Source organism: Chroococcidiopsis sp. SAG 2025, assembly GCF_032860985.1.
In the GTDB taxonomy this organism is placed as follows: domain Bacteria; phylum Cyanobacteriota; class Cyanobacteriia; order Cyanobacteriales; family Chroococcidiopsidaceae; genus Chroococcidiopsis.
Genome location: NZ_JAOCNC010000001.1, coordinates 3,891,664 through 3,916,239, shown reverse-complemented (window position 1 = coordinate 3,916,239; position 24,576 = coordinate 3,891,664). Strand labels below are relative to the sequence as shown.

Genomic DNA, 24,576 nt, shown 5'->3' with positions numbered 1-24,576 from the left:
TACACTCCGTTATTCTGACTTCTGTAAGGGTGGGTTTAACCTTAGAATGATTTGTGCTTGCGCAGGTATCTTTAGAAAACCTACTCCTACGACTTCTGTACGGGCGGGTTTAACTATCGCACTATTTTTTTAGAAAACCCGCCCCTACGACTTTTGACTTCGGCTTGGCTTGTCAATAAGCTCTTGGCAAGTGAGAATAGAAAAGTAGTCGAAGTTACAAAAAAAATTGTAACAAAGATGAATTTAGATAATTTCAAGGGTTGTAGTTTCTGTAACAATATTGGAGAGGGCGATCGCAGGGAGTCAATCCAAATTAAGTAACATAGCGATACTTTTTATCCGCCATCACTGAAGTTTCAATCTTTAAGTTGCAGTATCCAGCAGTTTTAAAAATAAATTTAATTTGCGAGAATTCCCTATGCTAATCCAAAACAAGCAGCAGCGTGACTGGAAGACAATTATTAAAAAATTTGAAGCAGTCTTAGGCAAAAATGGCGTGGTACAGCGTCGGGAGGAATTGATTACTTATGAGTGCGATGGGTTAACGAGTTATCGCCAGCGTCCCGCAGTTGTCGTGTTGCCAAGAACGACAGAACAAGTAGCGGAAGTTGTGAAGATTTGCGATCGCCACAATATTCCTTTCATTGCCCGTGGTTCCGGTACTGGTTTATCTGGTGGGGCATTACCGATAGAAGACTGCGTGTTAATTGTCACCTCAATGATGCGGCAAGTCCTCAGCATAGATTTGGAAAATCAGCAAGTTGTGGTACAGCCAGGAGTGATTAATAACTGGGTGACGCAAGCGGTTAGCGGCGATGGATTCTACTACGCCCCCGATCCTTCCAGTCAGATTATCTGTTCGGTGGGCGGGAATGTTGCCGAGAATTCTGGCGGGGTACATTGTCTTAAATATGGTGTCACTACCAACCACGTTTTAGGTTTAAAAGTCGTTACCCCCGATGGTTCGGTTGTCGATTTGGGCGGACAAGTACCAGAAATGCCTGGTTACGATCTCACGGGCGTGTTTGTCGGTTCCGAGGGAACGTTGGGGATTGCTACCGAAATTACGCTACGGATTCTCAAATCAGCCGAATCAATTTGCGTCTTGCTTGCCGACTTTACCAGCGTAGAAGCAGCAGGGGCAGCGGTTTCAGACATCATCAGTGCGGGAATTATTCCGGCTGGGATGGAAATGATGGATAACCTCAGCATTAATGCTGTAGAAGATGTTGTTGCCATGGGTTGTTATCCCAGAGATGCTACGGCAATCTTGTTAGTAGAAATTGACGGCATCGCTGTAGAAGTTGCAGAAACTAAGCAGCTGATTAGCGATATTTGTTTGAAAAACGGGGCGAGGGGAATTACCACAGCCAGCGATCCTGAAACGCGCCTCAAATTGTGGAAAGGACGCAAAGCAGCATTTGCCGCTGCCGGACATCTCAGCCCCGATTACTACGTTCAAGATGGGGTGATTCCGCGGACTCAACTGCCCTTTGTTTTACAAGAAATTGAAAATTTAAGTCAACAATATGGCTATCGTATTGCAAACGTATTTCATGCGGGTGATGGGAATCTTCACCCATTAATTTTGTACGATAATTCCGTACCAGGGGCTTTGCACCAAGTAGAAGAATTAGGGGGGGAGATCCTAAAACTCTGCGTTAAAGTTGGTGGTAGTATTTCTGGCGAACACGGCATCGGTGCAGATAAGAAATGTTTTATGCCCGATATGTTTACCGAGGCAGATTTGGAAACGATGCAATATGTCAGGGAGGCGATTAACCCGAAAGGTTTAGCTAATCCTGGCAAGATCTTTCCGACTCCCCGTACTTGTGGGGAAGCAGCCAAGATGACTGATATTAAAGAGTTTGCTGGAGTTGAGAGATTTTAGATCCGCGAGATCCCCCCAACCCACGGACACTTTGCTCAAGTCGGGAAACCCGCCCACGCAAGTGTCCTCCCCTTAAAAAGGGGGGCTATGAGTAAGTGGAATAATATTAGTTTGGAAATTAAGAGAAGTAATGCGATCGCACCTTTACCTAGTATTCCCACAAGATAAATAGCTCTTAACAATAAGCACTTAAAAACACAAAGACACCAAGATTTCTCTTAGCGCCTTTGCGTCTTTGCGCGATCGCAATCTATCAAAAATTTTCATCACCATATCATATCCAGAGGGCGGGTTTATTGAGTTCTTGGTTTATGAGTGAAGATCTTTGGTAAAACCCGCCCCTACAATAATATGGATCTTAAAAATTAAAACTCGTCCGAAGGACTCCTACATATTGATTGCTGTTGTCACTGTTATTTTCAGGATTAAATACTACCCAAAAACCAGGAGTCACAGAAATATAATCGTTAACTTGAAAACGGTAAAAAGCCTCAACGTGATATGATGTATCGTCTTCATCGCGCACGTCGCTATCTGTAACTCTGGGAGGTAAGCCAACCAAAATTCCTGGTAAATTACCTTCACCCCCCACATCTGGGAAAGTTAAACCGACTGCACCATACCATAGATCTGCACTACCCCCATCTTCAACAGTACTAGCAATAGTTCCTCCACTACCATCTGCGATCGCACTCAAACCCGAACCGTTGGCACTCGCACTGATGTAACCTACCCAACCATGTAGTTGAAACTTGGGTGAAAAGCGATAAAAGCCTTGAAAAGCAAAGATGTCTGCGGATGTTGCAATGTCATCTCCAAATGGTTCGCTAGCCAGCAAACTACCCGTACTACCAGTGAGATCCACTACTCCCGCAGGGTTATAACTGCGCGAGTAAGCAATTCCAGCCGCACCCCAATCACCATCTACAGCAAGTTGCGCTAAGGCGTGATACGTGCCGTTGAATAAACCAGCACCATCGCCAGGATCGCTGGGACTACCAGCCAAATATCCTAGAGTCAAAGTTAAACTCTCGGCAATCTCCCAATTCACCGCCGCGCCACCACCACCGCGACGATACAGGGGACTGTACTCGCCAAACAGAGAGGGAATACCTCTGCTGTCATCAGCAATGCTAGGAGGAGTCAGGGTATCGGTAATATCGGTGTAACCGACTCCGGCGGGACCTACAGTAAAGGTGAGGTTGGAACCAACGGGAAAGCGGTATAACAGGTGCGGTACAGTTACATCGTTATCGGTGTTCGTATCGAAGTTAAGCCGTGTCATGTTCGTACCTGACACGTCTTCCATATCGCCAAAGTTACCAAATTCCAAACGAGTCCGTAGTAAATCTCGTCCGGTAAAACTCGTTTCAAAATTCATCCGCGAACGATAGCCAAATATCGTATTAGAATCGTCCTCATTTCCGGCTATGCGATCGCCAAATGTATCTGTAATTGCTGTAATTAAACTGACATTAAGTTTTGTCGTCGTCGAAAATTGATTTGCTTCTAATTCTGCTGTTTGTGCTTCCAAACTATCAACTCGACCGCGCAGAGTTGCCAGTTCTGTACCAAATTCTGTTTGCAATCGTTGTAATGTTGCTAAGTCTTCTTTCGTCACTACATCTGCACTAGCTGTAGCGATCAGTTCGTTGACTCGATCTAAACAAGCATTCAATCCTGCCGCAAATTCATAGCGGGTCAAAGCACGATTTCCTCGATAAGTTCCATCGGGATATCCGGCAATGCAACCATATCTTTCTACCAAAGATTGCAATGCTTGAAATGCCCAATCTGTTGGCTGCACGTCAGATAGTTGAGATACTGACGTAACTTGAGCCATACTATTTTCTAGCGGCAATGCTAAGGTAGTTTCCGCACTCATTCCTACTAAAGCCGCTACTAAATTCGCAGCCAGAAACAATCTAGCGTGCGGCAATTTTGTGTTCATCCGTTTGCCACTCACTTTATTTTTTACAAAAAATTTTACCCTGCTTTTATTTAGTCTAAAGAGAAAACCTTTAGGCTCAACAATAGCTGTTTTTTAGCAGCATTACATCTTAATGAATCCAGAATATCATCGAGCATCTAGCTACAGTCATATATCTTACGGATGAGTTTAGACTGACTTAAGAAAAGTTCAAGGAATTGGTTACAAATTCTAAATTAATTTGCTAGAAAGCACAAATTATTTCTACGATTAATTATTAGGAGTTTTTGGTTTAAGAAAATATCTAACCCACGGCTGATAACAAGTAAACAAAATTTAGTTTTCACTAAAAATTACAGCTTTTTGCAGCTAGGGATCGACAAACTACGAGAAAACCAGGAAGTAGGCGCTCGGAGCATTCCCGCACCTACTTCTTAATTTTTCTTCACAGAACTTTTCGTTCAATGTTTAGCTAAAAAAATTAAAAATTGTAGGAGAAGACGGTGGCTGCTATAGATATCGTGTTTCTCGTTGCTTACTTTGTAGGTGTAGCGGCGATTGGTTATTGGTCGAGTCATAAAAGTTTAGCGAGTAGCAAATCGTATTTTTTGGGCGGTGGTAGTATTGGTTGGGCAGCAATTGGTGCGAGTCTATTTGCTAGCAATATTTCTGCCGAACACTTCATTGGATTAGCAGGTAGCGGCGCTAGTTCGGGTCTAGCAGTAGGGCAATTTGAATGGATTGCCTGTTTTATGTTGTTGCTATTAGGCTGGCTATTCGTGCCGTTCTATCTCCGCACTGGTGTATTTACAATGCCGGAGTTTTTAGAAAGGCGTTTTAATCGTCAGTGCCGTACCTATCTATCCGCAATTTCATTAATTGCTTATGTCTTTACAAAAATTAGCGTAGCAGTCTATGCAGGTGCGATCGTTCTGCAAACAATTTTAGGCTGGAATATTTGGCTAGGCGCGATTGCCTTGATTGTGGCTACGGGTGCGTATACAATTTTTGGCGGTTTAAGGGCAGTCATTTACACTGATTTCTTCCAAGCATTTATTCTAATTGGCGGCGGAATTTTCTTGACTGCAACAGCAATTATTGATGTGGGTGGTTTTGGTGCTTTGTATCAAAAAGTCGATCCTAACTTCTTTAGTTTGTGGAAAGACATCAATCATCCCGATTTTCCCTGGACGGGAATTTTATTCGGCGCACCCATCTTAGGTTTATGGTATTGGTGTACAGACCAAATGATCGTTCAACGCACCCTTGCCGCACCTAATATTGAAGTCGCAAGGCGATCGACAATTTTTGCTGGATTTTTAAAACTTCTACCCGTATTTATCCTCGTCTTACCAGGTATTGCAGGCAGAATTCTGTTTCCCGACGTGGAACCAGACCGGATATATGCCACGATGGTGAATAATCTCCTCCCGCCTGGAATTAAAGGATTAGTGGTAGCTGGGTTGCTGGCGGCGTTGATGAGTTCTCTTTCCAGCGTCTTTAATAGTAGTTCCACGCTAGTTGTGATGGACTTCTACCAAAAATGGAAACCAGAGGCAAGCGATCGCGAGTTAGTGCGAGCCGGACAGATTTCGACTATTCTACTAGTAGTGACTGGTTTGCTATGGCTCCCCTTTATCGGGTTGATGAGCAATCAGCTTTATGTCTATCTCCAGTCAGTACAAGCCTACGTTTCGCCACCGATTGCTGCTGTCTTCTTGATGGGGATATTGTGGAAACGCGCTACTGGTAGGGCGGCTTTCAATACCTTAATTACTGGTTTTATTTTGGGTGCAATTCGATTTATCGCCGAAATCGCCGTAAAAGCAGGTTGGATAACTTGGCGACCTTTGGTAGCCTATGCCACGATTAACTTCTTACATTTTGCGATTCTGCTGTTTGTAATTTCTATTGCCATTTTGGTACTTGTCAGTTTAACCAGTGCTGCACCAAACCAGAGACAACTGGAAATCTTCCAACACTCAGACGCAGAGTTGGAGAAGTTTGCTGGTTCCCATCGATCGCACAATCTCAATGTTAGATCGAGTTTCATCCTCGCCGCGATCGTCTTGGTATTTTGGGTTGTTTTTAGTCCCTTTGTCGTTAGTTGATTGTTAGAAAAAGAAAGTGTAGAGACGTTACATGTAACGTCTCTACACTGCTAACTTTTCGGCGACAGCTTCAGATTCAAAATTGATAAGACCAAGATAATTAAAAACATTACCAAACCGATCGTGCAGGCATAGCTAATGTCTAAACTACTACCAAAAGCTTGCTCGTAAAGGTAATAAACAATAGTTTTAGAACTGTTGCGGGGTCCACCTTTGGTCATGATGTAGATTTCTTCAAAAACCTTGGTGGCGGAAATGGCAGAAATGACGGCTACTAGCATTAAGTAAGGTCGCATTAATGGCACTGTAACATCCCAGTGTTTGCGCACACCATCGGAGCCGTCGATCGCAGCGGCTTCGTATAATTCTGTTGGAATCGACTGTAACCCAGCTAAATAAATGACCATGTAGTATCCTAGTCCTTTCCACACTGTCACTGCGATGACGCTAAAAAGGGCGAATCTGGGACTAGTCAGCCAGGGTATACCACTAGTTAAAATTCCAGTTTGTTTCAATAATTGATTCAGCAAGCCATTTTGGGCGTACAGCCACCGCCAAGCAATCCCTGCTACGACCATAGAAATAATAACTGGGGTGTAATAGGCAGCGCGAAACCAGTGCATTCCTCGTAGTTTCTGATTAACTAAAATCGCCAAAACCAAAGGAATTGCTACCAAAATCGGCACGGCGATCGCTAAATACAATATTGTATTTCCCAAAGTTTGCCAAAAGACTTTATCTTGCCACAAACGTTGAAAGTTAGCAAAACCAATCCATTCCGGTGCTTGAGTTATGTCGTATTCGTAACGGGTAAAACTCAAGTAAAATGCTTGCAGGGCAGGATAAAAGACTGTCAGCCCCAGAACAAGCAGCGCTGGTAGTAAAAATAAATATGGAGTGAGGCGCTGTTGAATTAACGTCCAATTAATGGGAACGGATTTCTGCATGGTCATTGCTTTGTAGTGGCAATCGGAGCTTTTCGGCGCTTTCAATATTACTCGAAAAGGATTTGCACATATTATGACGTGCCGGCGTAACGCACGCAAACGAGTATCAATGGTACAATACGGTTCATTTAAGGCTACGCTGTGCTGAGGATAAAGAAAATAGGAGGATTGGTTCGGGAGGGGGTGGCTCGATGTCTTGGCTTTTTTGAGCGAAACTTGGATACAGGTTTTTTTACAACTCTGGGATTGGTACGAGAAACTCGTTCAGGTAACAGAGTGTCTAAAATCTCTACAGTTAACCAACTTAAAAAAAGGGGAGTTCTTGTGATTGCAAGCGTTGAAATTTCGGGATAGCACGACGAATAACTCGCAATGTCCCAGTGAAACTCAGACGCAAAGGAGTGATACCCGCGCTCTTTGCAGCTTGAAACATCAATAACCGCACAGCCCAGTGTCCTAACAACCACCCGTAAACTTCCTGCACAACTTCACGCGGTTTTTGAGAGCGAATATGAGTTTTTCGTCCTGATAAATGTACTTTGAGTTCATCAATAGTATTTTCTACTTCCCAGCGTTGATGATATTCAATCGCCAGTAGTTGAGCCGGAAATTTCTCCAATTCCAATAAGCTGGTAATTAAGCGATATCTTAGTTGTTCCTCTGGGTTGTCGGTATTACCAATTGTGTATTCAATCACTCGGACTTGTATGGGCTGGCAAGCTTTTGAGCGGAATTTAGCAGGTGGATAAATCCAACTCAGATAAGAACCATCCGCCAGTGGTTCTTCGCACAAAAACTTGACATTTGCGGGAATTCTTCCTAAATAATCGCTACCAGTTGTGACAGTTGCTTGCACCATTGCATAAGAATGTAACCCTCTGTCCCACATCAACAACATCCCTGAACTCACGGAGCGTAATAATCTTAATGCCCGCACTCGTTCTCCTATTCGATATGGACACATCAATGCATCAAAGATTAAATGTGTTCCTGCTTCTACCAAAATGACTAATCGCAGTTTGGGAAATGCGGCTTGTGTGCCAGGACGGCTGCTCGGACGACCAAAAACTCTCGCATTTTCATCGCTGTCTGGCAGATCGAAGCAAGTCCGATCAATTACCACAATTCGCAATCCATTGAGAAATGCTCCTTTGGTATCGGTGCTAGCCATTGGTCGCACCAGTTGATGGAACAATTGACTCATCACCCTTGGACTTAATCGTTGTCGGGCTTGCGTTATTGCTGATTTACAAAAAACTCGCCAGTATTTCCCCACTTTCACCCATGCTTCGCTCAGCCCATCAATTAAGTTTTTCAGCACATCTCTCATCGAATCTCGTGACCACAGACTCATCGCAATTACCAAACAAATTACCAATTGTGCTGGTAACGAGCGTTTACGTTGTTCACAAACTTTAGTTTTAGCGATCGCTTGCTCGATCTCCGTGGATGGGATGGCTGCCTCTATCGCTTTGAACACATCACTACTTTGTATCGTAGGAGACAACAATGAGAAATCCTTCAGATGCACTACACTCACTTTCCATTCTTGGGAACAATGCTTAATTTACAACACTTTGAGCCTTAACTGAACCGTAGTGGTTCAAAACCCGCCCCTGTACTGGTACGGGCGGGTTTTATCGTGAATTGACCGATTTTGAATTGTATTGTCTCTTTGTCAATTTGGTACATTTGTACTATAATAGTGATAGATGTTGTCGAGTTAGCTGAAGCAAAAAACGGCTTGATGGTAGCTCGATTTGATGCAAGATAAACTCAAAATTGCTCTATGACCAAGCACTATATTCTCAGCCTTAACCCCACTGCTAAGCATGACTGGGATCGGTGTATCCTGCGCGATCCAATAACTGCCAAGCGTCCAGAGATAGCAAAATTGATTGCTGAAGCTATTGGTGCGGAACCTGGTACGTATCTAGTGTCCGTCAATATTGAAGTCAAGGTTTTGGAACAAGTACCAGCTCCACAAGCAGAACAACTACCGCTAAGTGCCGTAGAGTACAATACGGAGCGCGCACAGTTGCAAGAATTAGCCGCCTAATCGAAAAGTTAGCAACCAAGATTTAGCGATTGGCGTATTGCCATGGAGTGATTCAGATCGATTCAAAATTTCAAAATATAGATTTCGAGTAGCCTGAATAAGTCGTAAGCCTTAAGTGAAAATACTTATTGCTTGCGGCTTTTTGCTATTGTTTCTGTCTGAGGTGGAATCAAGGAGATCGCGGCTGTGTGATAGTATGAGAAACTCAAAAATAAGATAGGGCTGTAAGGCAGATCAAGCGGGGTATAAAGTATGGCATCGTCTACATTAAGCGGAAAGAATACTTTAGGCGATCGCGCTGTGCTGGCAATTAAGAAGCACTTTGAAAAATTTCTCAAACACGAAGCTGACGTAATCGCAGATAGCGATCCAGAAGCATTGCATCAGATGCGCGTAGGAATGCGTCGCTTGCGTAGTGCGATCGCGGGTTTTGCTCCAGCCATCGACTTACCGAAGCCAGTCCAAGAAAAAAAAATTGGTAAAATTGCTCGTATTCTGGGCAGTTTGCGAGATTTGGACGTACTGCGAGAATCATTAGAAAACAACTACAAACCCGCTTTACCTGCTGACGAACAAGAACAATTGGATACAGCGCTGGTTTATCTGTATAAGCGGCGGCGGAAGGCTTTTGCTAAAGTTCATGAAACTTTAACAGGCGATCGCTATCAAGAACTGAAGCAGGCTTTAGAAAAATGGCTATCTCAGCCCCAACTGCAACCAATCGCCCAGATGCCAATTCAGGCGACTCTACCAGATTTACTTCTATCTGAGGTTGGTAGGCTACTGTTACACCCAAGTTGGTTAGTAGGAACTAAATTACAAGACGAACAGGTAGTAGTACAAACAGGACAAACACCAGCACAGGCAAAACAACAACTAATCGATAACGCCCCTCTTCTCCACAGCCTGCGTAAAGAAACCAAACGCGCTCGTTATCAAATGGAAGTCTTTGCTAACTTTTATGGAGCTTCTTACGAAACTTACCTTGAAGATCTAAAAGCCATTCAGAGTATTTTAGGACAATTTCAAGATAGTGCCGTACTGTCTGAGTTTTTAGCAGAAGCCTTGGAAACAAAAATTGAAAAAACCATGCCAACTCTCGCTAATTTATTAGCAGAGCATAATTACCAAGCTTGGCAACAATGGCAAACTCTACAACAGCGATATCTCAATTTGGAAAGTCGCAAAGGCTTGCACTTGTCGATTTTGATGCCCACTTGGGAAAACGTCAATAACGGGCAAAGTACAGAACACGATACTGTTCTCAGCCAACAGAGTTAACAGTTAATAGGGAGCAGTTATCGTAGGGGCGGGTTTAGCAAATAGATTGATAATTAAAACAGTAAATTTTTGGTCAGAACCCGCCCGTACAGAAGTCAGTTATCAGTTATCAGTTATCAGAACAAGGGGAAGGGGGAAAGGAAGATATTGCTACATTTTTCCTTGCCCTTTGCCCTTTAACCTTTTAAGAGCGATCGCGTACCACGCACCACTGAATGACCAATGCCAGATATAATCTTTACCACGATTGGGTAAAGACGACATGGCAAAACCAGTTACAGATGATATGCGTGACTTGAAAACACCGGATGATGTCATCATTCGGGCTGAAGCACGCAAACCGGAGACAGATCCCACTCTTGGTATTGGCGTACAAGTCAACGGAGAGGGTACGCCTCGGCATCGTCTAGTAACAATTGGCGATTCTCTGACTCAAGGCTTTCAAAGTGGCGCAATTTTTAATACTCAAATTTCTTTTCCAGCCTTAATCGCTCGGGAAATGGGTTGGACTGAATTCCGCTATCCTACTTACAATACTCCTGGTGATGGGTTGCCGTTAAATTTAGAACGGTTGGTGCGAGAACTAGAACAAAAGGTAGGCGATCGCATTGACGTTTGGAATTTTATCCCGACGCTATTGTTTTTACGCAACTATTTAGACAAGTTAGAAGATTATTGGGAACGGGGTGAAGGGGCTATACTACCCTCTCAAAAAGAGATTAACCACAATTTAGGAGTTTATGGTTGGGATTTACGGAATATCCTATCTCGTAATGCAAGAAGCTGCCAGGAATTAATCAGTCGAAAGATTCCTAGAGAAGATGTTTTTCGTCAATTGGTCGATTACCATAACGAACGAGCGGCACTGAGGGTATTAAACTCGTCGGTGCGGAGTCAAACAGGTGAGGCATTAACTCCTTTACAAGCTGCAACGGCTCTTGGCGCTGAGGGAACGCAAGAAAATGGCGATGCTGATGGCATTGAGACGCTAATTTTGACGATCGGTAGCAATAACGCTCTCGGTAGTCTCCTCACCTTCAAGATTGCCTGGAGCGATGAAGGCTACGATGATATGGAGATCAACGATCGCTATACGATCTGGCGACCGATTCATTTTAAAGCTGAGTTAGACAAGGTTGTGGCAGAAGTTAAGCAAATTCGCGCCCGTCACGTTATTTGGGCTACAGTTCCTCACGTGACGATCGCCCCGTTTGCCCGTGGAGTAGATACTAAGATTAGAAAAGATTCTCGCTATTTCCCATACTATACTTTGCCTTGGGTTAGCGATGCAGGTTTCAATCAAGATCGACATCCAAACTTGACTGCACCAGAAGTCAGAGCAATAGACAGTGCGATCGACCAGTATAATGACTGTATTATTGATGCCGTGCGACAAGCAAGAACAGAAGGTCGAGATTGGTATTTGTTCGATCTAGCTGGACTACTCGATCGCTTGGCACAGAGGCGCTATATTGAATCTCCCAGAGCTAGACCGAGTTGGTGGAAAGAAATTGGTGGTGAATATCAGTTACCGTCACAGTTGCAAAAATTAGACCCAAAGCCAGATTCTCGCTTTTCGATCTTTGATGCTACAGGACGTAAGCAAGGTGGGTTGTTTTCCCTTGATGGCATTCATCCCACAACCATTGGTTATGGCATTATGGCGCAAGAGCTAATTGCAATTATGCAAACAGCTGGCGTGGAGTTTTATGACGATCGAGGTAACTTGCGCCAAGGTAAAGTTGAAATTGATTTTCAGCAGTTAATCGCTCAAGATACTCTCATTTCTAACCCGCCAAAAGCGTTTGAAAATTATTTCCAGGCGATTAGTTGGATCGATCGATACTTGAGTGTTTTTGGAAATTTACTGAAGTCAAACTATTGAATTGAGTTCGAGCGTGAATGTAGCCTAGTCTCTCAGTTTTTCGATAGAAGTATTAATAATTCCCATAATCGTCGCCATTGCAGATGCAATTCGCCCATGCAAGTTTAATTGCGCGATCGCAGTTGGAAAATCATCTTGTTTCAGGCGATCGCACAATGTCACCATTTCTGCCCAGGTAGCATCGCTATTAACATACGCTAAAGTTAGAGAAATCAACAGATCGACGTGTTCGTTTCCTTCTGCTTGGGTCATCATGTTATGGGGAATATCCCACACATCATCAAAACAGACATACCAAGATTTAGGCTGTAACTGAACTGCGGCGTTAAATAACTTTTCGTGTTCTCGATTTCCTACAGCGCGATCGCTTTCACTCGATACAATTAACATTGGTGCAGCCTTTTGAGTTTGGGCTTTTTCTAATACCTCCGTTCCCATATCTAAAAAAACTCGTAAAGCTGGCATAGCAAAACCATCATAACCAAAACTAGCTACTTGAGGGTCTTGCCACCATTCAAAATAGATATTAAAAATTCTGACAAATAAATCGACGACTTTATTACTTCCACTTAAATAGGGTGCAAATATTAAAGTCTTCTTTATTAGCTCGGGATATTCTAAAGCTAACCATGCAGCTAAAGTACTCCCACCAGACAAACCTCCAATAATAATTTCTTTGCCTCCAGAGCGAGCAATTTCTAACCAATGACAACCAAATTCTTGATAAATTTGGGGATCTTCTGGTAGTGGTGGCGGGTTATCTCCATTCCATTCACCTGCAATACCATGTCCTGGTAGTAAGGGAATTAGAACGTGATATCCAGCTTGATAAAATGCTTTACCTATCAGGGCAAATTGTTCGGGAACTGCTGTAAATCCATGAAAGAAAAGACAAATCTTTTCACTATTCGGCTGGATTAAAAATTGCGAGCCAGTCGTTTCTGCTATCAATGATAGATTGCTTTCTGTAGCTTGAATTTCCCGGGCTATCGCTAATAAATTATTGGAATATTCAGACATTTTTATGATTTAGAAAAGTTGCATCAATTTTCAATATTGCCGATATTTGAAATTTTGTATTCTTCTAATCGTCAGCGAATCGCTGATTTTCTTGGCGATCGCTCTTGACAAAATAATTTAACTGGTACTTGCCAATTAAAGTAATTTTGCGTCGATTTGAGGCAGCTAGAAACCTCTTCAGCTCTAGCGATAATTTTTCTGAGTTCGCTATAATCAGGAATTTGACCCGCAGTATATTTAGCTTGAGATTTAATTTCTGCATTAGCGTTGAGCATGGCTATTTTGATTAACTCTCGATCGAAATTCAAAAGCCGGGGCGATAAATAAACTCCCACACCAGGAATTGGTTTACTCATATAAATAACTCGCAATGTTGGGTCGTCTTTAATTGCGGTATATTGACCAGCAGCAATATCAATTTTTCCAGTCTTAACTAAATTTATCGCTTCTCTAGGGTGATAGCCTCTACCAATTTTAAGTGTTTTGCCATATAAAGCATAAATTGGAATGAGAAAAGTTAGGGCTGATGCGGAACTACCTAAAGCAATTGTCGTGTTTGGTTGGATATCGGCAATAGACTCGATCTTACTATCAGCTTTAACAAATAAAGCTGCTCGATCGTAAAGTGGTCGATCGGGGTACATTACAGCAATGCCAGTGTAGTTATTATCCTCAGCTGCTATGGAAAGTACTGGAGAACCAGTAAAAGCAATATCCCAATCTTTGAGATCGAGGCGATCGCGAATTTCTGGAAAAGGCGTATGGCGATCGACGATGACCCGAACACCCAATTGCTCCTGTAAATGGGTAGCTAAAGCCTGATAATCTTCTATTGGAGGGGTAGCACTCACTCCAATTTTCAGCGGTTGTGCCTGCAAGTCTCGATAGCAATTCGTCCAAAACCTTTTTTCCCCGACTGCGCAAGGTTGCACCCAGCGCCAGATACTCAGTACGATACCAGCAATGACCGTGGTAGATGCAAAACCAATCAGCGACCATAGAATTATCGTTCTGCCAGGAGAGTAAGGCATCTCAGAGCAAATGTAATAAAATACACAAAGCCGATTGTTAAATTGAGTTCCCCCACAACAGACTCAGCTTAGCCTCTCTCAGTTCCTTATGTTGTGATGAATGGGGTGTGGGGTATGGGGTGTGGGGTGTAGTGGATTGTTAACTGATACCTGACTCCTGCACGGGCGGGTTTTGACCCCCAGATTGAAGGATGAGGTTGTCCATCTATTTTCCAAACCCGCCCCTACGGTAACTGATAACTGTCTTTAGGATGAGCGATCGCGCTTAGATTGTCACGACTATAGAAATAGGAATACACGGCATTCTCGTTTGAGTTCTGAGACACGCGGCTGAGTATATTTCTAGCGTCATTGAAATTTCACAAATGACCAATGACAATTTTTAACATATTGAGCAATTGATGCAGACAACTACGAAACCTTCCACAACAAAAGCTTGGGCAAAAGCGATCGCCCAACCCGCAACAGAATTTTCTCCCACTCCCCTACCTGTCATAGCTGGGGAAATTCCATCTAATTTACGCGGAACTCTTTATCGCAATGGTCCCGCCAGATTAGAACGGGGTGGAATGCGGATGGGACATTGGTTTGATGGTGATGGGGCAATTCTCGCCGTTGATTTTAATTCTAATTCCCCCCTTTCTCAGGGGGGTGAGGGGGGTGCGATCGCCTCATACCGCTACGTGCAAACTGCTGGCTACCAAGAAGAAGCCACCGCAAATCGCCTGCTTTATGGTAACTATGGGATGACAGCCCCAGGTGCGTTCTGGAATCGATGGTTGAAGCCAATCAAGAATGTGGCAAATACCTCTGTTTTACCTCTACCAAATAAACTCTTAGCATTGTGGGAAGGTGGTAAACCGCACGCCTTAGACTTGCAGACTTTGGAGACAAAAGGCGAGGACAATTTATCTGGATTAAGTAATGGTTTACCTTACTCTGCCCATTACAAGTGCGATCCGCACACAGGAGAAATTTTCAACTTTGGGATTAGCCCTGGAATTAACGCTAACTTGAATCTCTATAAAAGCGATCGCACGGGTAAAATTCTGCAAAAAGCTACATTTACCTTAGATGGCGTGCCGATCGTTCACGATTTCGTCTTGGCAGGACAGTATTTAGTCTTTTTCGTGCCTCCAGTTAGGGTAAATGCGTTACCCGTGTTGTTAGGCTTGAGTTGTTACAGCGATGCGATCGAATGGCAGCCTCAACTCGGGACTCAGTTTCTCATATTCGATCGCGAAACCCTTACCCTTGTCAGCCGTGGCGAAACCGAACCTTGGTATCAATGGCATTTTGCTAACGGTTACGTCGATCCTAACGGTACGATTGTCGTGGACTTGGTGCGGTATGAAGACTTTCAGACCAATCAATATTTAAAGGAAGTGGCAACGGGACAAACTCATACACCTGCACCCAGTAGTTTATCGCGAGTTTATTTGAATCCGAATTTGGGTAAGGTGACGGCGATCGAGCAGATTTTAGATCGCGATTGTGAATTTCCGATCGGATTACCTCATTTAATTGGGCAAGCTGCTTCCCCTACTTTTCTCTCCGTTCATCGTCCTAGTGTAAATATCGGTGCAGAATTGTTTGGCGCGATCGCTAAATTTGACTCGCAAACTCAATTTCTGACGATTGCGGATTTTGGCGAAAATTGCTACCCGATGGAACCAATTTTTGCCCCCGATCCGCAAAATCCTGCTTCTGGTTGGATCGTTACGGTAGTATATGACGGAAATCGCGATCGCAGTGAGGTCTGGATTTTCGATAGCGATCGCTTGGATGCACCACCTGTTTGTAAATTGGAACTACCCAGCGTCGTACCGATGGGATTTCATGGAGCTTGGCGACAAGCGTAAATTTTGTTGGATTTAATGTCACGCAGAGACGCAAAGGCGCAAAGATCTGAAATGGTATAACATCCAAACTCTAAAATTCAACATCCAAAATTGGGATCATGGCTTATTTTTGGTTTAAAGCGTTTCATCTGGTTGGCATTGTTGTTTGGTTCGCTGGATTATTTTACTTGGTGCGGCTATTTATCTATCATGTCGAGGCTGACGAGCAGCCGGAACCCGCCTGTACGATTCTCAAGAATCAGTATCAATTGATGGAAAAGCGACTGTATAGCATTATTACCACTCCTGGGATGCTGGTGACGGTAGCAATGGCAATTGGATTGCTGACGACGGAACCGGAAGTCCTGAAACAGGGATGGTTGCATGTCAAGTTAGCATTTGTCGTGCTTCTATTGGGATATCACCACTACTGCAAACGGCTGATGCGACAGTTAGAAAAAAATGAGTGTAAGTGGAGCAGTCAGCAATTACGGGCGTTGAATGAAGCCCCAACTGTGATGTTAGTGGCGATCGTGTTGCTAGCCGTGTTTAAAAATAACCTACCTACAAATGCTACGGTTTGGGCAATTTTCGGCATGATTGTGGCAATGGCAGCAACAATTCAACTTTACGCCAAAAAGCGGAGGTTGGATAAAGAGAGGTTAATGGCACAAGTACCGCAAGAGTGATTGATGGTGGGCAATGCCCACCGACTTTCTAGCTTTGGGTAGATCTACGGTTACGGAGGTTTTGCCTCTACAGACAGAGTAAAATTGCGTACATATCTGCAAACATTACGAGGTCTCTTGTAGAAGTCAGAGTTTATGTGTAGCAATGTTTCAACTTCTGTTGCCTCGAAAAGGCGATGAGCTATTCTAAAGAAAGTCTAAAGAAAACCTTAATTTCTTATTTGTTATGTACGCAACTGAAACCCGCAACATGGATTCAACCATCCTACGGCAGCTATGGTCTGCGGTAGAACATACTCAGAGCAGTATTTTACTCAGACTGAATGACTCAGAACTGGTTTCGCACTTGATTGCAGAACTTGGCAACCAGCAACCCTTAGATCGAGAAGCGATGGTGAATGTGAGTACTTACTTGCGCGGGAAAACGTCTTTGATTCGCGACCTCGCTCAATCGCGTTCGTTCTAGTCGATAATTCCTATTGTTCTTATCGTTGCATTAGTCACGTTTTAGCACTAAAAGTACTGCCAGTTATAAATTCACCACACCACTCCGTATAATTGACCCTGGCAAAGCAGTACAGTCCTTTAAAAACATTTTTACAAATCAATACAAATTTTCCGATCGCGTTGCATTCATGTGCATTTATCCGCGATCGCGTTTCTCAAGGTTGCGGCTACGGTGCTTCCTTTGCGCTCCTAATCCTTTTCTACAGGTTGAGCCAACAGAGTTTGATGAATGTTATTTAATAACTCTTCCATAGAAATAGAGGAAGGCAAAACTTTAGTCGCGATCGCCCCCAATGCGCGCTCGATCGACTCCAAATCGGATGCTGCATTCGCGTTACCCAAATTGTGCATTTGCTCTGAAGGTAGCGATCTCCCCTCTGACTCTAAGTAAGCGGGAAATTGCTCTCTAACTTCATTTTGAGTAAATAGTCGCTCCATAGCGATGATAGGTGGTAATTTCTGCTGCTGCTCTAAAGTTGCGATCGCCGTGCAGGCTTGCTCGACTTGTTGCATCTCTCCCAAACAAACGAGCATCAGATCGACGTTTTGTTGTTGAATTTGCTGCTGTACTTCCTCCCAAGTATGCGGCATCACGACTCGAAAACCAGCTGTTTGCAAATATTGAATTAAAGCTTGCAACCATTCTGCCCGCAGCGATACAGCAGAAGCTTGAGTATTGTAGGTGTGTTCGTCAGACAAATCGTCCAAATTAGCAATATCTAAAACTAACACGCTATATTCCCAACTTACGCCTGCTGCCATGTGCAGAACGGATAGTAACACTTCAGCCGATGGCTCTGGCGGATTTGTCAAACAAGGAAATATATTGAGTTGCTCTATTTGACTCGCAACTTGAGCGATCGCGGCATCTAGCGTCACGATGGGTAAATCTGCCAAGCTAGGATACTCGGTCAACTGTTGCAAGAAATCGAGGGGTTCGCAGATCGCCCGCTCCAGTAAAATGACATTTGGTCGCCAAATCCGCGCTAGCAATGATGCTTGCTCTAAGTCATCGGCTTCGAGAACGCGACAGCGATCCAGGGATGATTCTAAATGGTTGACATCGCCCCTGGCTAAAAGTTCGGTGTTGGGAGTCACTAATCGTAAAATCGTCAGCTGTTTGTACTTTTGGACGCGCTGCGACAATTCGACCTGAGAGTGGGTCACTGGCGCGCCGCACAAACGAGTCATCACCTGCTGCAAGACTTGCTGCTGTACGGGTAAGCTAATAAATTCGTCAGCCCGGTGGGAAAGAGCTTGATTTTTCTCGGCTCTTGTGGTAGTAACGACGATCGGAATTTGACTCGTAGCCGGATCGGATTTGAGTAAAGTCAGTACATCCCAGCCAGATAGTAAAGGTAGTAAGGGATTGATAAATATAATTCCTGGCTGCAAACGACGGGCTTTTTCTAACGCCTCAGTTCCAGAACGAGCGATCGCCACCCAATATCCCAAACTCGTCAGTTGTTCTGCCAAGTCTTCAATAAATCGGGGTGCAGCCTCCACAACCAGCACCAAATGGCGATCGGGAGCTGGAGAAACCAAAGACCCCAGAGAAAAGTTGCTTTCTCCACGTCCGGGTGTCCGGCTCTGAGCCGCCAGTGCGTTGTTGCCAGTAGGGATATGAGCGAGTGACTGTCGTTGTAAATTTGCGGACGTTCTTCCCACCTGCTCCCCAGCTTCCCCAGCCTCTCCAGCTCCTCCAGCTCCCCCAGCTCTCTTCTTGGGCGGCGTAGGAGCTAGCAACAGGGTAAATTGGCTGCCTTTACCTTCTTGAGACAAAAAGCTGACATCACCACCATGCAGCCGAGCTAAGGCTCTGGTTAAAACCAAACCCAGACCCGTACCTTCAAATTGCCGCGTCAACGGCGTTTCCAACTGTTGAAATTTTTGAAAAATTAAGTGTTGCTGGTGTTCGGGAATGCCAATTCCTGTATCCCAAACTGTAAAGGCAATCCACCCTGCCCAATAGCTGACTCGCAAACCGATCTCCCCGCCGGATGCCGTGAATTTGAAGGCATTTGCCAATAAGTGAACCAGCATCTGGCGCAGGCGCAATTCGTCCGCCACAATGATATCTAACTCGGGTTCGATCGCTAAGGTAAAGCGGTGTTCGAGATGACTGTCTGTCCCTGCCTCCACCACAGCAGTTTTGTTGTTTTTCGGGCTAAAGGCAAGCCGAGCTTGCTCGACCGCACGTTCGCATACTTTACGAATGTGGACTGGTTCGAGGGTTAATTCTAACTGTCCTGTCTCCATGCGGGTCAAATCTAAAATGTCATTGACCACGCTCATTAAATGTCGTCCATTTTCGTGAATTAGCCGCGCGTAGCGTGCTTGACGCTCGTTGAGCTGTCCTAGTGCCTGATCTTTTAGTAAGGTAGATAACCCCAGCATTGCTGTTAGGGGTGTCCGCAACTCGTGACTAATACAAGCAAGAAATTCATCTTTCAAGCGATTGAGTTGAATCAAATCGGCATTTTTGGCGGCTAGTTCCGATGCCATCTGTCGCTGTTCTGTCACATCTGTAGCCATCAACAACCAAATTCGCTCGGATTGCTGTTGGCGGCTGACGACTGACATTTGTAAAGGAATTTTGAGAAATTGCCACACTCGGTCTTGTCCCTGTTGTCCGGGGCAAACACAGATACACGTCCCTTCTTGCTCTCCCTGCTGGCAGTAGCGTATGATGTTGGGTTCTGCCGCATCGGGTGTGGATAGTAAAGATACTTGCTCCTGTAGTGCAGTGAGACTGAAGTGATGAGTTGTTGCCTGCCAATCGCTTAACTTGGCGCGATCGACTTCTCGACTAGCTTCGGTAACTTCTGCTGCTGTTGCCGATTCCAAGTCAATTACCGATTGCTGAGTTCCCGCCACATTCAAAATTGCTTCGACTTCTTGCCGAATTGCTTCGGGATTGCCCATGTTACCAAATTGCCGATTCCAGGCAGGATTCTGGGCGATCGCTTCGCCCAGGCTCGTTTGTAACATCAATGGTAAGGGTAATCTTTCTAGCAGTTGGACGATCGGGTCGAGTTGCTCTGGCTCAATGCCACGCTCGATGGTTGCTTTGAGTAAAGTTGTTTTTGCTAAACGATCGCGCTTTTCGGTTCTCGCGGCTGCGGCTAAAACTTTCCAGAGCTTTGTTTGCTCCAATAGCCCTAAAAACTTTCCCTCAGCATCGACGATCGCAAAAGTCTGCTTGATGTCGCTGAGTTCGGGACGGGAATCTATATACGATTGGAACTGTTCTAGGCTAAACTCATTTGGTAGCTTTTCTATAGGCTCTAGTATGCGAGCGGTTGCTTTGGATAAGGATTGCTTGACATTCTTGCTATTGTTTGTTGCTGCCAACCAGTGGGGGAAAAATTGCCGCAGATGCAGCACTCCCAGGGGAAATCGTTGCCGATCCAACACAATCAGGCGATCGCTTTGCTCCTGGCTGAAGGTTTCCCATGCCATAGCCAAAGTAGCTGTCTGTAAACAGCTAGGGACAGTCTCGATAAAGTCACCTAAGTTGTACTTGGACTTTGACATGAGCTAACAGAGTAGTGAGTGGGGAGAAAGCAAAAATGCGGTACTCGATCCACGAATTGAACGCTTGGCGCTGCCATCTTTGGCTCTAGTGTTTTGCTGGATAGATAATTGAATCTAAAACTGCCAAGCAATAGAGACTTTCGATTACAGTTATAGCTCCTTTAGCAACAGAGCTACGCATCTACCAGTTATAGTCTCTCAAACTGAAGTTGTGGAAGGAAAGGCGCACGAGAAAACGCTATAATGTTTTAATTTAGTTTAATTAACTTCATAAAAGTAACGGAACTGACACCTTTCTTGAACTCTGGAGATATGAATGCTGACTTAGTAGCGAGCAATCGAACTATATCCACTGGAGCAATCTAGAATCTTTTTTACTCTATTCTGTCTGCTGTCGCCCATAAACAAACAAATAATTTTATGTTTTGTCGTTTCGATTGTTTGATGAACTCATTATGACTAGTAATGCACTGACCGAGCGCGCAGCTTCAACCTCAATGTCTTTTTGATGGCGATCGCTCGATCCCTTCGTAGATTGCAAAGCAGTTAAATCGAACTACCTGCTTTTTTTTAGTCGAATTGCAAATCTAAAAATAGTATTAAGCAACCATATAATGCTATGTAACATGACTGCCTTGCTATTAGCTATTTCCCTCAAAGTAATTGCCAGTTAACTGCATGGATGAACATCACCTCGGAAAACGCCAAAGCTTATCACAGCAGATGACACTGAATCGCGATCGGGAGTTTCTACAACAACTAAAAGCTGATTATTGTCAAATCTTGTTGCGTTATTTTAATAACGATAATACAGTAAAACAACAGATCGATCGATTTATTAATGTAGCTTTTGATGCTAAAGTTCCCGTGCCTCAGATTATTGAAATTCATATGGAATTAATTGACGAATTTTCCAAGCAGTTAAAGCTAGAGGGGCGAAATGACGAAGTGTTGCTAGACTATCGCTTGACTCTAATTGATATTCTGGCTCATTTATGTGAAATTTATCGCACCTCCATGTCTTGAGCAATCGATGTATCAATTAAACTTTGATAGCATAATAAGTGGTCAGATTTCACTCCAAACAACCTCTGCGTCTTTATCTATGAACGCGCCTAAAAAAACTTATGTTCTAAAGCTGTATGTAGCTGGGAATACTACTAACTCTATTCGGGCATTAAGAACGCTCAGAAACATCCTAGAACAAGAATTTCAAGGAGTCTATGCCCTGAAAGTAATTGATGTGCTGAAAAGCCCTCAACTGGCAGAGGAAGATAAAATTTTAGCTACGCCAACGCTCTCGAAAATCTTGCCTCCGCCTGTACGGAAAATCATCGGAGATCTTTCCGATCGAGAAAAAGTTTTAATTGGCTTGGATTTACTCTATGAAGAACTCGTTGAGGCAGAGGCACTTGAGTAGTGATTTTCCAACTTCAATATGAGATAATCTTTCAGTAAACTTGGATTGTTATAAAAAATAAACTAATTTTAATTTAGTCTTAATTTGGTTTAATAACCCTTTCATTCTAAAGCGATGAGCGAAATCACTTCCAGCGGTAAGCAAAATAAGATTAGCCCAAATGGGACAGGCGTGCAAAAGATTCGCACCATGATTGAGGGGTTTGACGATATCAGTCATGGTGGTTTACCACTAGGGAGAACCACTCTATTTAGCGGGACTTCGGGGACTGGTAAAACTTTATTTTCCGTACAATTCTTGTACAATGGAATACTTTTTTTTGACGAGCCAGGTGTATTCGTTACTTTTGAAGAGTCTCCCAGCGATATTATTAAAAACGCCTACAGTTTTGGCTGGAACTTACCAAAACTCATTGAGGAAGGCAAGCTGTTTATTTTAGACGCTTCGCCCGATCCAGAGGGACAAGAGGTCATTGGGAACTTCGATTTATCGGCGTTGATCGAGCGATTGCAATACGCTATCAATAAATATAAGGCAAAAAGGGTAGCGATCGACTCGATCACGGCAGTTTTTCAACAATATGAAGCGGCTTCTGTCGTTCGGCGGGAAATTTTTCGCTTGGTTGCCAGACTCAAGCAGATTGGCGTAACCACGATAATTACAACCGAACGCACCGAAGAATATGGCGCGATCGCCTCTTTTGGTGTAGAAGAGTTTGTCGCTGACAACGTGGCGATCGTGCGTAACGTTTTGGAAGGGGAACGTCGCCGCCGCACGATGGAGATTTTAAAGCTGCGTGGCACGACGCATATGAAAGGAGAATATCCGTTCACGATCACCAACGACGGAATTAATATCTTTCCCTTGGGTGCAATGCGTTTAACGCAGCGTTCTTCTAACGTGCGTGTCTCCTCCGGCGTGAAGACTTTGGATGAAATGTGCGGCGGTGGTTTCTTTAAAGATTCGATTATTTTAGCAACGGGGGCTACTGGTACAGGTAAGACGTTACTCGTCAGTAAGTTTCTCGAAAATGGCTGTCGCAGCGGCGAACGAGCAATTTTATTTGCCTACGAAGAATCTCGCGCTCAATTGTCACGCAATGCTTATTCTTGGGGAATTGACTTTGAAGACTTAGAGAAAAAAGGACTGTTAAAGATTATCTGTGCTTATCCTGAATCGGCAGGATTGGAAGACCATTTACAGATTATTAAATCAGAAATTGCTGAATTTAAACCAGCTAGAGTGGCGATCGACTCGCTTTCAGCGTTAGCAAGAGGAGTTAGCAACAATGCCTTTCGACAATTCGTCATTGGCGTAACTGGTTTTGCTAAACAAGAAGAGATCACGGGTTTTTTCACCAATACTACCGATCAGTTCATGGGAGCGCATTCAATCACAGAATCCCATATTTCTACAATTACAGACACGATTTTATTACTGCAATACGTAGAAATTCGCGGGCAAATGTCGCGGGCAATTAACGTGTTTAAGATGCGCGGTTCCTGGCACGATAATGGGATTCGCGAGTATACAATTAGTGCTGACGGTCCTGAAATTACCGATTCCTTTAGTAACTACGAGGGAATCATCAGCGGCTCTCCCAGTCGCGTTAGTACAGATGAAAAAGCAGAGTTATCGCGAATTGTCAAGGGATTTCAAGGTAGCGAACCATAGTTGACTACGATCTTTAACCGAACCAATGCGAAGGTTCTACACCACATTGATATGGTTCGGGAATGTGACAGCTGACCCAATCTGCTTTATCCTGTAAGACACAGCAAATCCCTTGATGAATTAAATTTTCAATCTGGATGCGATACTCCGCGCGATCGCCAGGAAGCCTATAGGTTAGAAAAGTTAAATCGCGATCGTCTACGGCACTAAAAGCACAAGGAATCCGACTGAGGACGTAAGCAATTAACTCTTGCCGCAAATCGGGATTAGCAAAAGCTTGACAGTGAGGATAGTAAGGATAATTATCTAAAACCGCCTCAATTTCTGTTATTAGTGCTTGATGGGTTAAATTAACTAATGTTTTCGGCATATTTCATCCCCCCATTTCCCAAGCGAAAGTGTATTTTCATAAAATCTATTTCTTTTGATAGATGCAAAGCGATCGCTCAATGTGTAAGTAGATTTAGAATTGCGAGTAGAATTATATAAACTCTGTTCCTAAACTCGTTACTAAGTCTGAAAAACCTCTTGCAGCAAATCGATTTACCTCTCACTTACAATTATTTCAATGCCCAGATTTTCTAGCACGAATCTATACAAAACTCAGTAAAATATTTACTCAACTTAATATACAAGTGAGTGAAAAAGAGGAAAGTTATAGAAATAATTGACAGAAATTAAGGTTTGAGATTTGTACAATCTTCTTTGGTTTAAGCTTAGTTTTAACTCAAGATTCGCGATCCCCGCTCGTAA

The 24,576-nt window shown here is 43.8% G+C and carries 18 protein-coding genes; 11 read left to right on the top strand and 7 right to left on the bottom strand.

Annotated features, from left to right (window positions below):
- Positions 1 to 418: 418 nt before the first annotated feature.
- Entirely contained in the window at positions 419 to 1,891 is a 1,473-nt protein-coding gene (gene glcD / locus N4J56_RS18950; protein ID WP_317107853.1) for a glycolate oxidase subunit GlcD, read from the top strand.
- Between the two features lie 358 nt (positions 1,892 to 2,249).
- Here the strand turns inward: glcD and N4J56_RS18945 are convergent, their stop codons facing one another.
- Positions 2,250 to 3,842: an iron uptake porin gene (locus N4J56_RS18945; RefSeq protein ID WP_317107852.1), complete on the bottom strand. Its 1,593-nt coding sequence runs from the start codon at positions 3,840 to 3,842 to the stop codon at positions 2,250 to 2,252.
- Between the two features lie 482 nt (positions 3,843 to 4,324).
- On the opposite strand from N4J56_RS18945, the gene N4J56_RS18940 reads away from it, so the two are divergent.
- Positions 4,325 to 5,932, top strand: a complete 1,608-nt coding sequence (locus tag N4J56_RS18940; protein ID WP_317107851.1) for a sodium:solute symporter — start codon at positions 4,325 to 4,327, stop codon at positions 5,930 to 5,932.
- Positions 5,933 to 5,982: 50 nt separating this feature from the next.
- Here the strand turns inward: N4J56_RS18940 and N4J56_RS18935 are convergent, their stop codons facing one another.
- Positions 5,983 to 6,885, bottom strand: coding sequence for a carbohydrate ABC transporter permease (locus N4J56_RS18935; RefSeq protein ID WP_410500355.1), 903 nt, complete (start codon positions 6,883 to 6,885; stop codon positions 5,983 to 5,985).
- A gap of 298 nt (positions 6,886 to 7,183) precedes the next feature.
- A complete protein-coding gene (locus tag N4J56_RS18930) occupies positions 7,184 to 8,320 on the bottom strand; it encodes an IS4 family transposase (RefSeq protein ID WP_410500401.1) in 1,137 nt (378 codons plus the stop codon).
- 348 nt (positions 8,321 to 8,668) lie between these two features.
- Here N4J56_RS18930 and N4J56_RS18925 point away from each other — a divergent pair, with 348 nt between their 5' ends.
- The 3 genes from N4J56_RS18925 to N4J56_RS18915 all read left to right on the top strand — a co-directional run bounded on the left by N4J56_RS18925 (position 8,669) and on the right by N4J56_RS18915 (position 12,104).
- Positions 8,669 to 8,938: a hypothetical protein gene (locus tag N4J56_RS18925; RefSeq protein ID WP_015155503.1), complete on the top strand. Its 270-nt coding sequence runs from the start codon at positions 8,669 to 8,671 to the stop codon at positions 8,936 to 8,938.
- Between the two features lie 252 nt (positions 8,939 to 9,190).
- Positions 9,191 to 10,219, top strand: a complete 1,029-nt coding sequence (locus N4J56_RS18920; protein WP_317107849.1) for a CHAD domain-containing protein — start codon at positions 9,191 to 9,193, stop codon at positions 10,217 to 10,219.
- A 262-nt stretch (positions 10,220 to 10,481) separates the two neighbouring features.
- Complete coding sequence (locus N4J56_RS18915) at positions 10,482 to 12,104, top strand: hypothetical protein (protein ID WP_317107848.1); 1,623 nt, start codon at positions 10,482 to 10,484, stop codon at positions 12,102 to 12,104.
- Positions 12,105 to 12,128: 24 nt separating this feature from the next.
- Here the strand turns inward: N4J56_RS18915 and N4J56_RS18910 are convergent, their stop codons facing one another.
- Positions 12,129 to 13,124, bottom strand: coding sequence for an alpha/beta hydrolase (locus N4J56_RS18910; RefSeq protein WP_317107847.1), 996 nt, complete (start codon positions 13,122 to 13,124; stop codon positions 12,129 to 12,131).
- A 71-nt stretch (positions 13,125 to 13,195) separates the two neighbouring features.
- Positions 13,196 to 14,155: a phosphate/phosphite/phosphonate ABC transporter substrate-binding protein gene (locus N4J56_RS18905; protein WP_317107846.1), complete on the bottom strand. Its 960-nt coding sequence runs from the start codon at positions 14,153 to 14,155 to the stop codon at positions 13,196 to 13,198.
- A 401-nt stretch (positions 14,156 to 14,556) separates the two neighbouring features.
- Between N4J56_RS18905 and N4J56_RS18900 the strand changes: the two genes are divergently transcribed.
- The 3 genes from N4J56_RS18900 (at position 14,557) to N4J56_RS18890 (ending at position 17,151) form a co-directional block, all read left to right on the top strand.
- Entirely contained in the window at positions 14,557 to 16,017 is a 1,461-nt protein-coding gene (locus tag N4J56_RS18900; protein WP_317107845.1) for a carotenoid oxygenase family protein, read from the top strand.
- A 98-nt stretch (positions 16,018 to 16,115) separates the two neighbouring features.
- Positions 16,116 to 16,685 (top strand): protoporphyrinogen oxidase HemJ, encoded by a 570-nt coding sequence (hemJ, locus tag N4J56_RS18895; protein WP_317107844.1) that lies wholly within the window; start codon positions 16,116 to 16,118, stop codon positions 16,683 to 16,685.
- 226 nt (positions 16,686 to 16,911) lie between these two features.
- A complete protein-coding gene (locus tag N4J56_RS18890; RefSeq protein WP_317107843.1) occupies positions 16,912 to 17,151 on the top strand; it encodes a hypothetical protein in 240 nt (79 codons plus the stop codon).
- A gap of 230 nt (positions 17,152 to 17,381) precedes the next feature.
- Here N4J56_RS18890 and N4J56_RS18885 read toward each other — a convergent pair whose 3' ends face one another.
- A complete protein-coding gene (locus tag N4J56_RS18885; protein WP_317107842.1) occupies positions 17,382 to 20,729 on the bottom strand; it encodes an ATP-binding protein in 3,348 nt (1,115 codons plus the stop codon).
- Between the two features lie 678 nt (positions 20,730 to 21,407).
- Here N4J56_RS18885 and N4J56_RS18880 point away from each other — a divergent pair.
- From N4J56_RS18880 to kaiC, 3 genes are all read left to right on the top strand, one after another.
- Positions 21,408 to 21,755, top strand: a complete 348-nt coding sequence (locus N4J56_RS18880; protein ID WP_317107841.1) for a hypothetical protein — start codon at positions 21,408 to 21,410, stop codon at positions 21,753 to 21,755.
- Between the two features lie 79 nt (positions 21,756 to 21,834).
- On the top strand, positions 21,835 to 22,149 hold the full coding sequence (gene kaiB, locus N4J56_RS18875) for a circadian clock protein KaiB (RefSeq protein ID WP_317107840.1): 315 nt from the start codon (positions 21,835 to 21,837) through the stop codon (positions 22,147 to 22,149).
- A gap of 114 nt (positions 22,150 to 22,263) precedes the next feature.
- Positions 22,264 to 23,823: a circadian clock protein KaiC gene (kaiC, locus tag N4J56_RS18870; protein ID WP_317107839.1), complete on the top strand. Its 1,560-nt coding sequence runs from the start codon at positions 22,264 to 22,266 to the stop codon at positions 23,821 to 23,823.
- 13 nt (positions 23,824 to 23,836) lie between these two features.
- On the opposite strand, the gene N4J56_RS18865 is transcribed toward kaiC, so the two are convergent.
- Positions 23,837 to 24,193 carry a hypothetical protein gene (locus N4J56_RS18865; protein ID WP_317107838.1) on the bottom strand — a complete coding sequence of 119 codons (357 nt, stop codon included), beginning with the start codon at positions 24,191 to 24,193 and terminating at the stop codon, positions 23,837 to 23,839.
- Between the last annotated feature and the right edge of the window lie 383 nt (positions 24,194 to 24,576).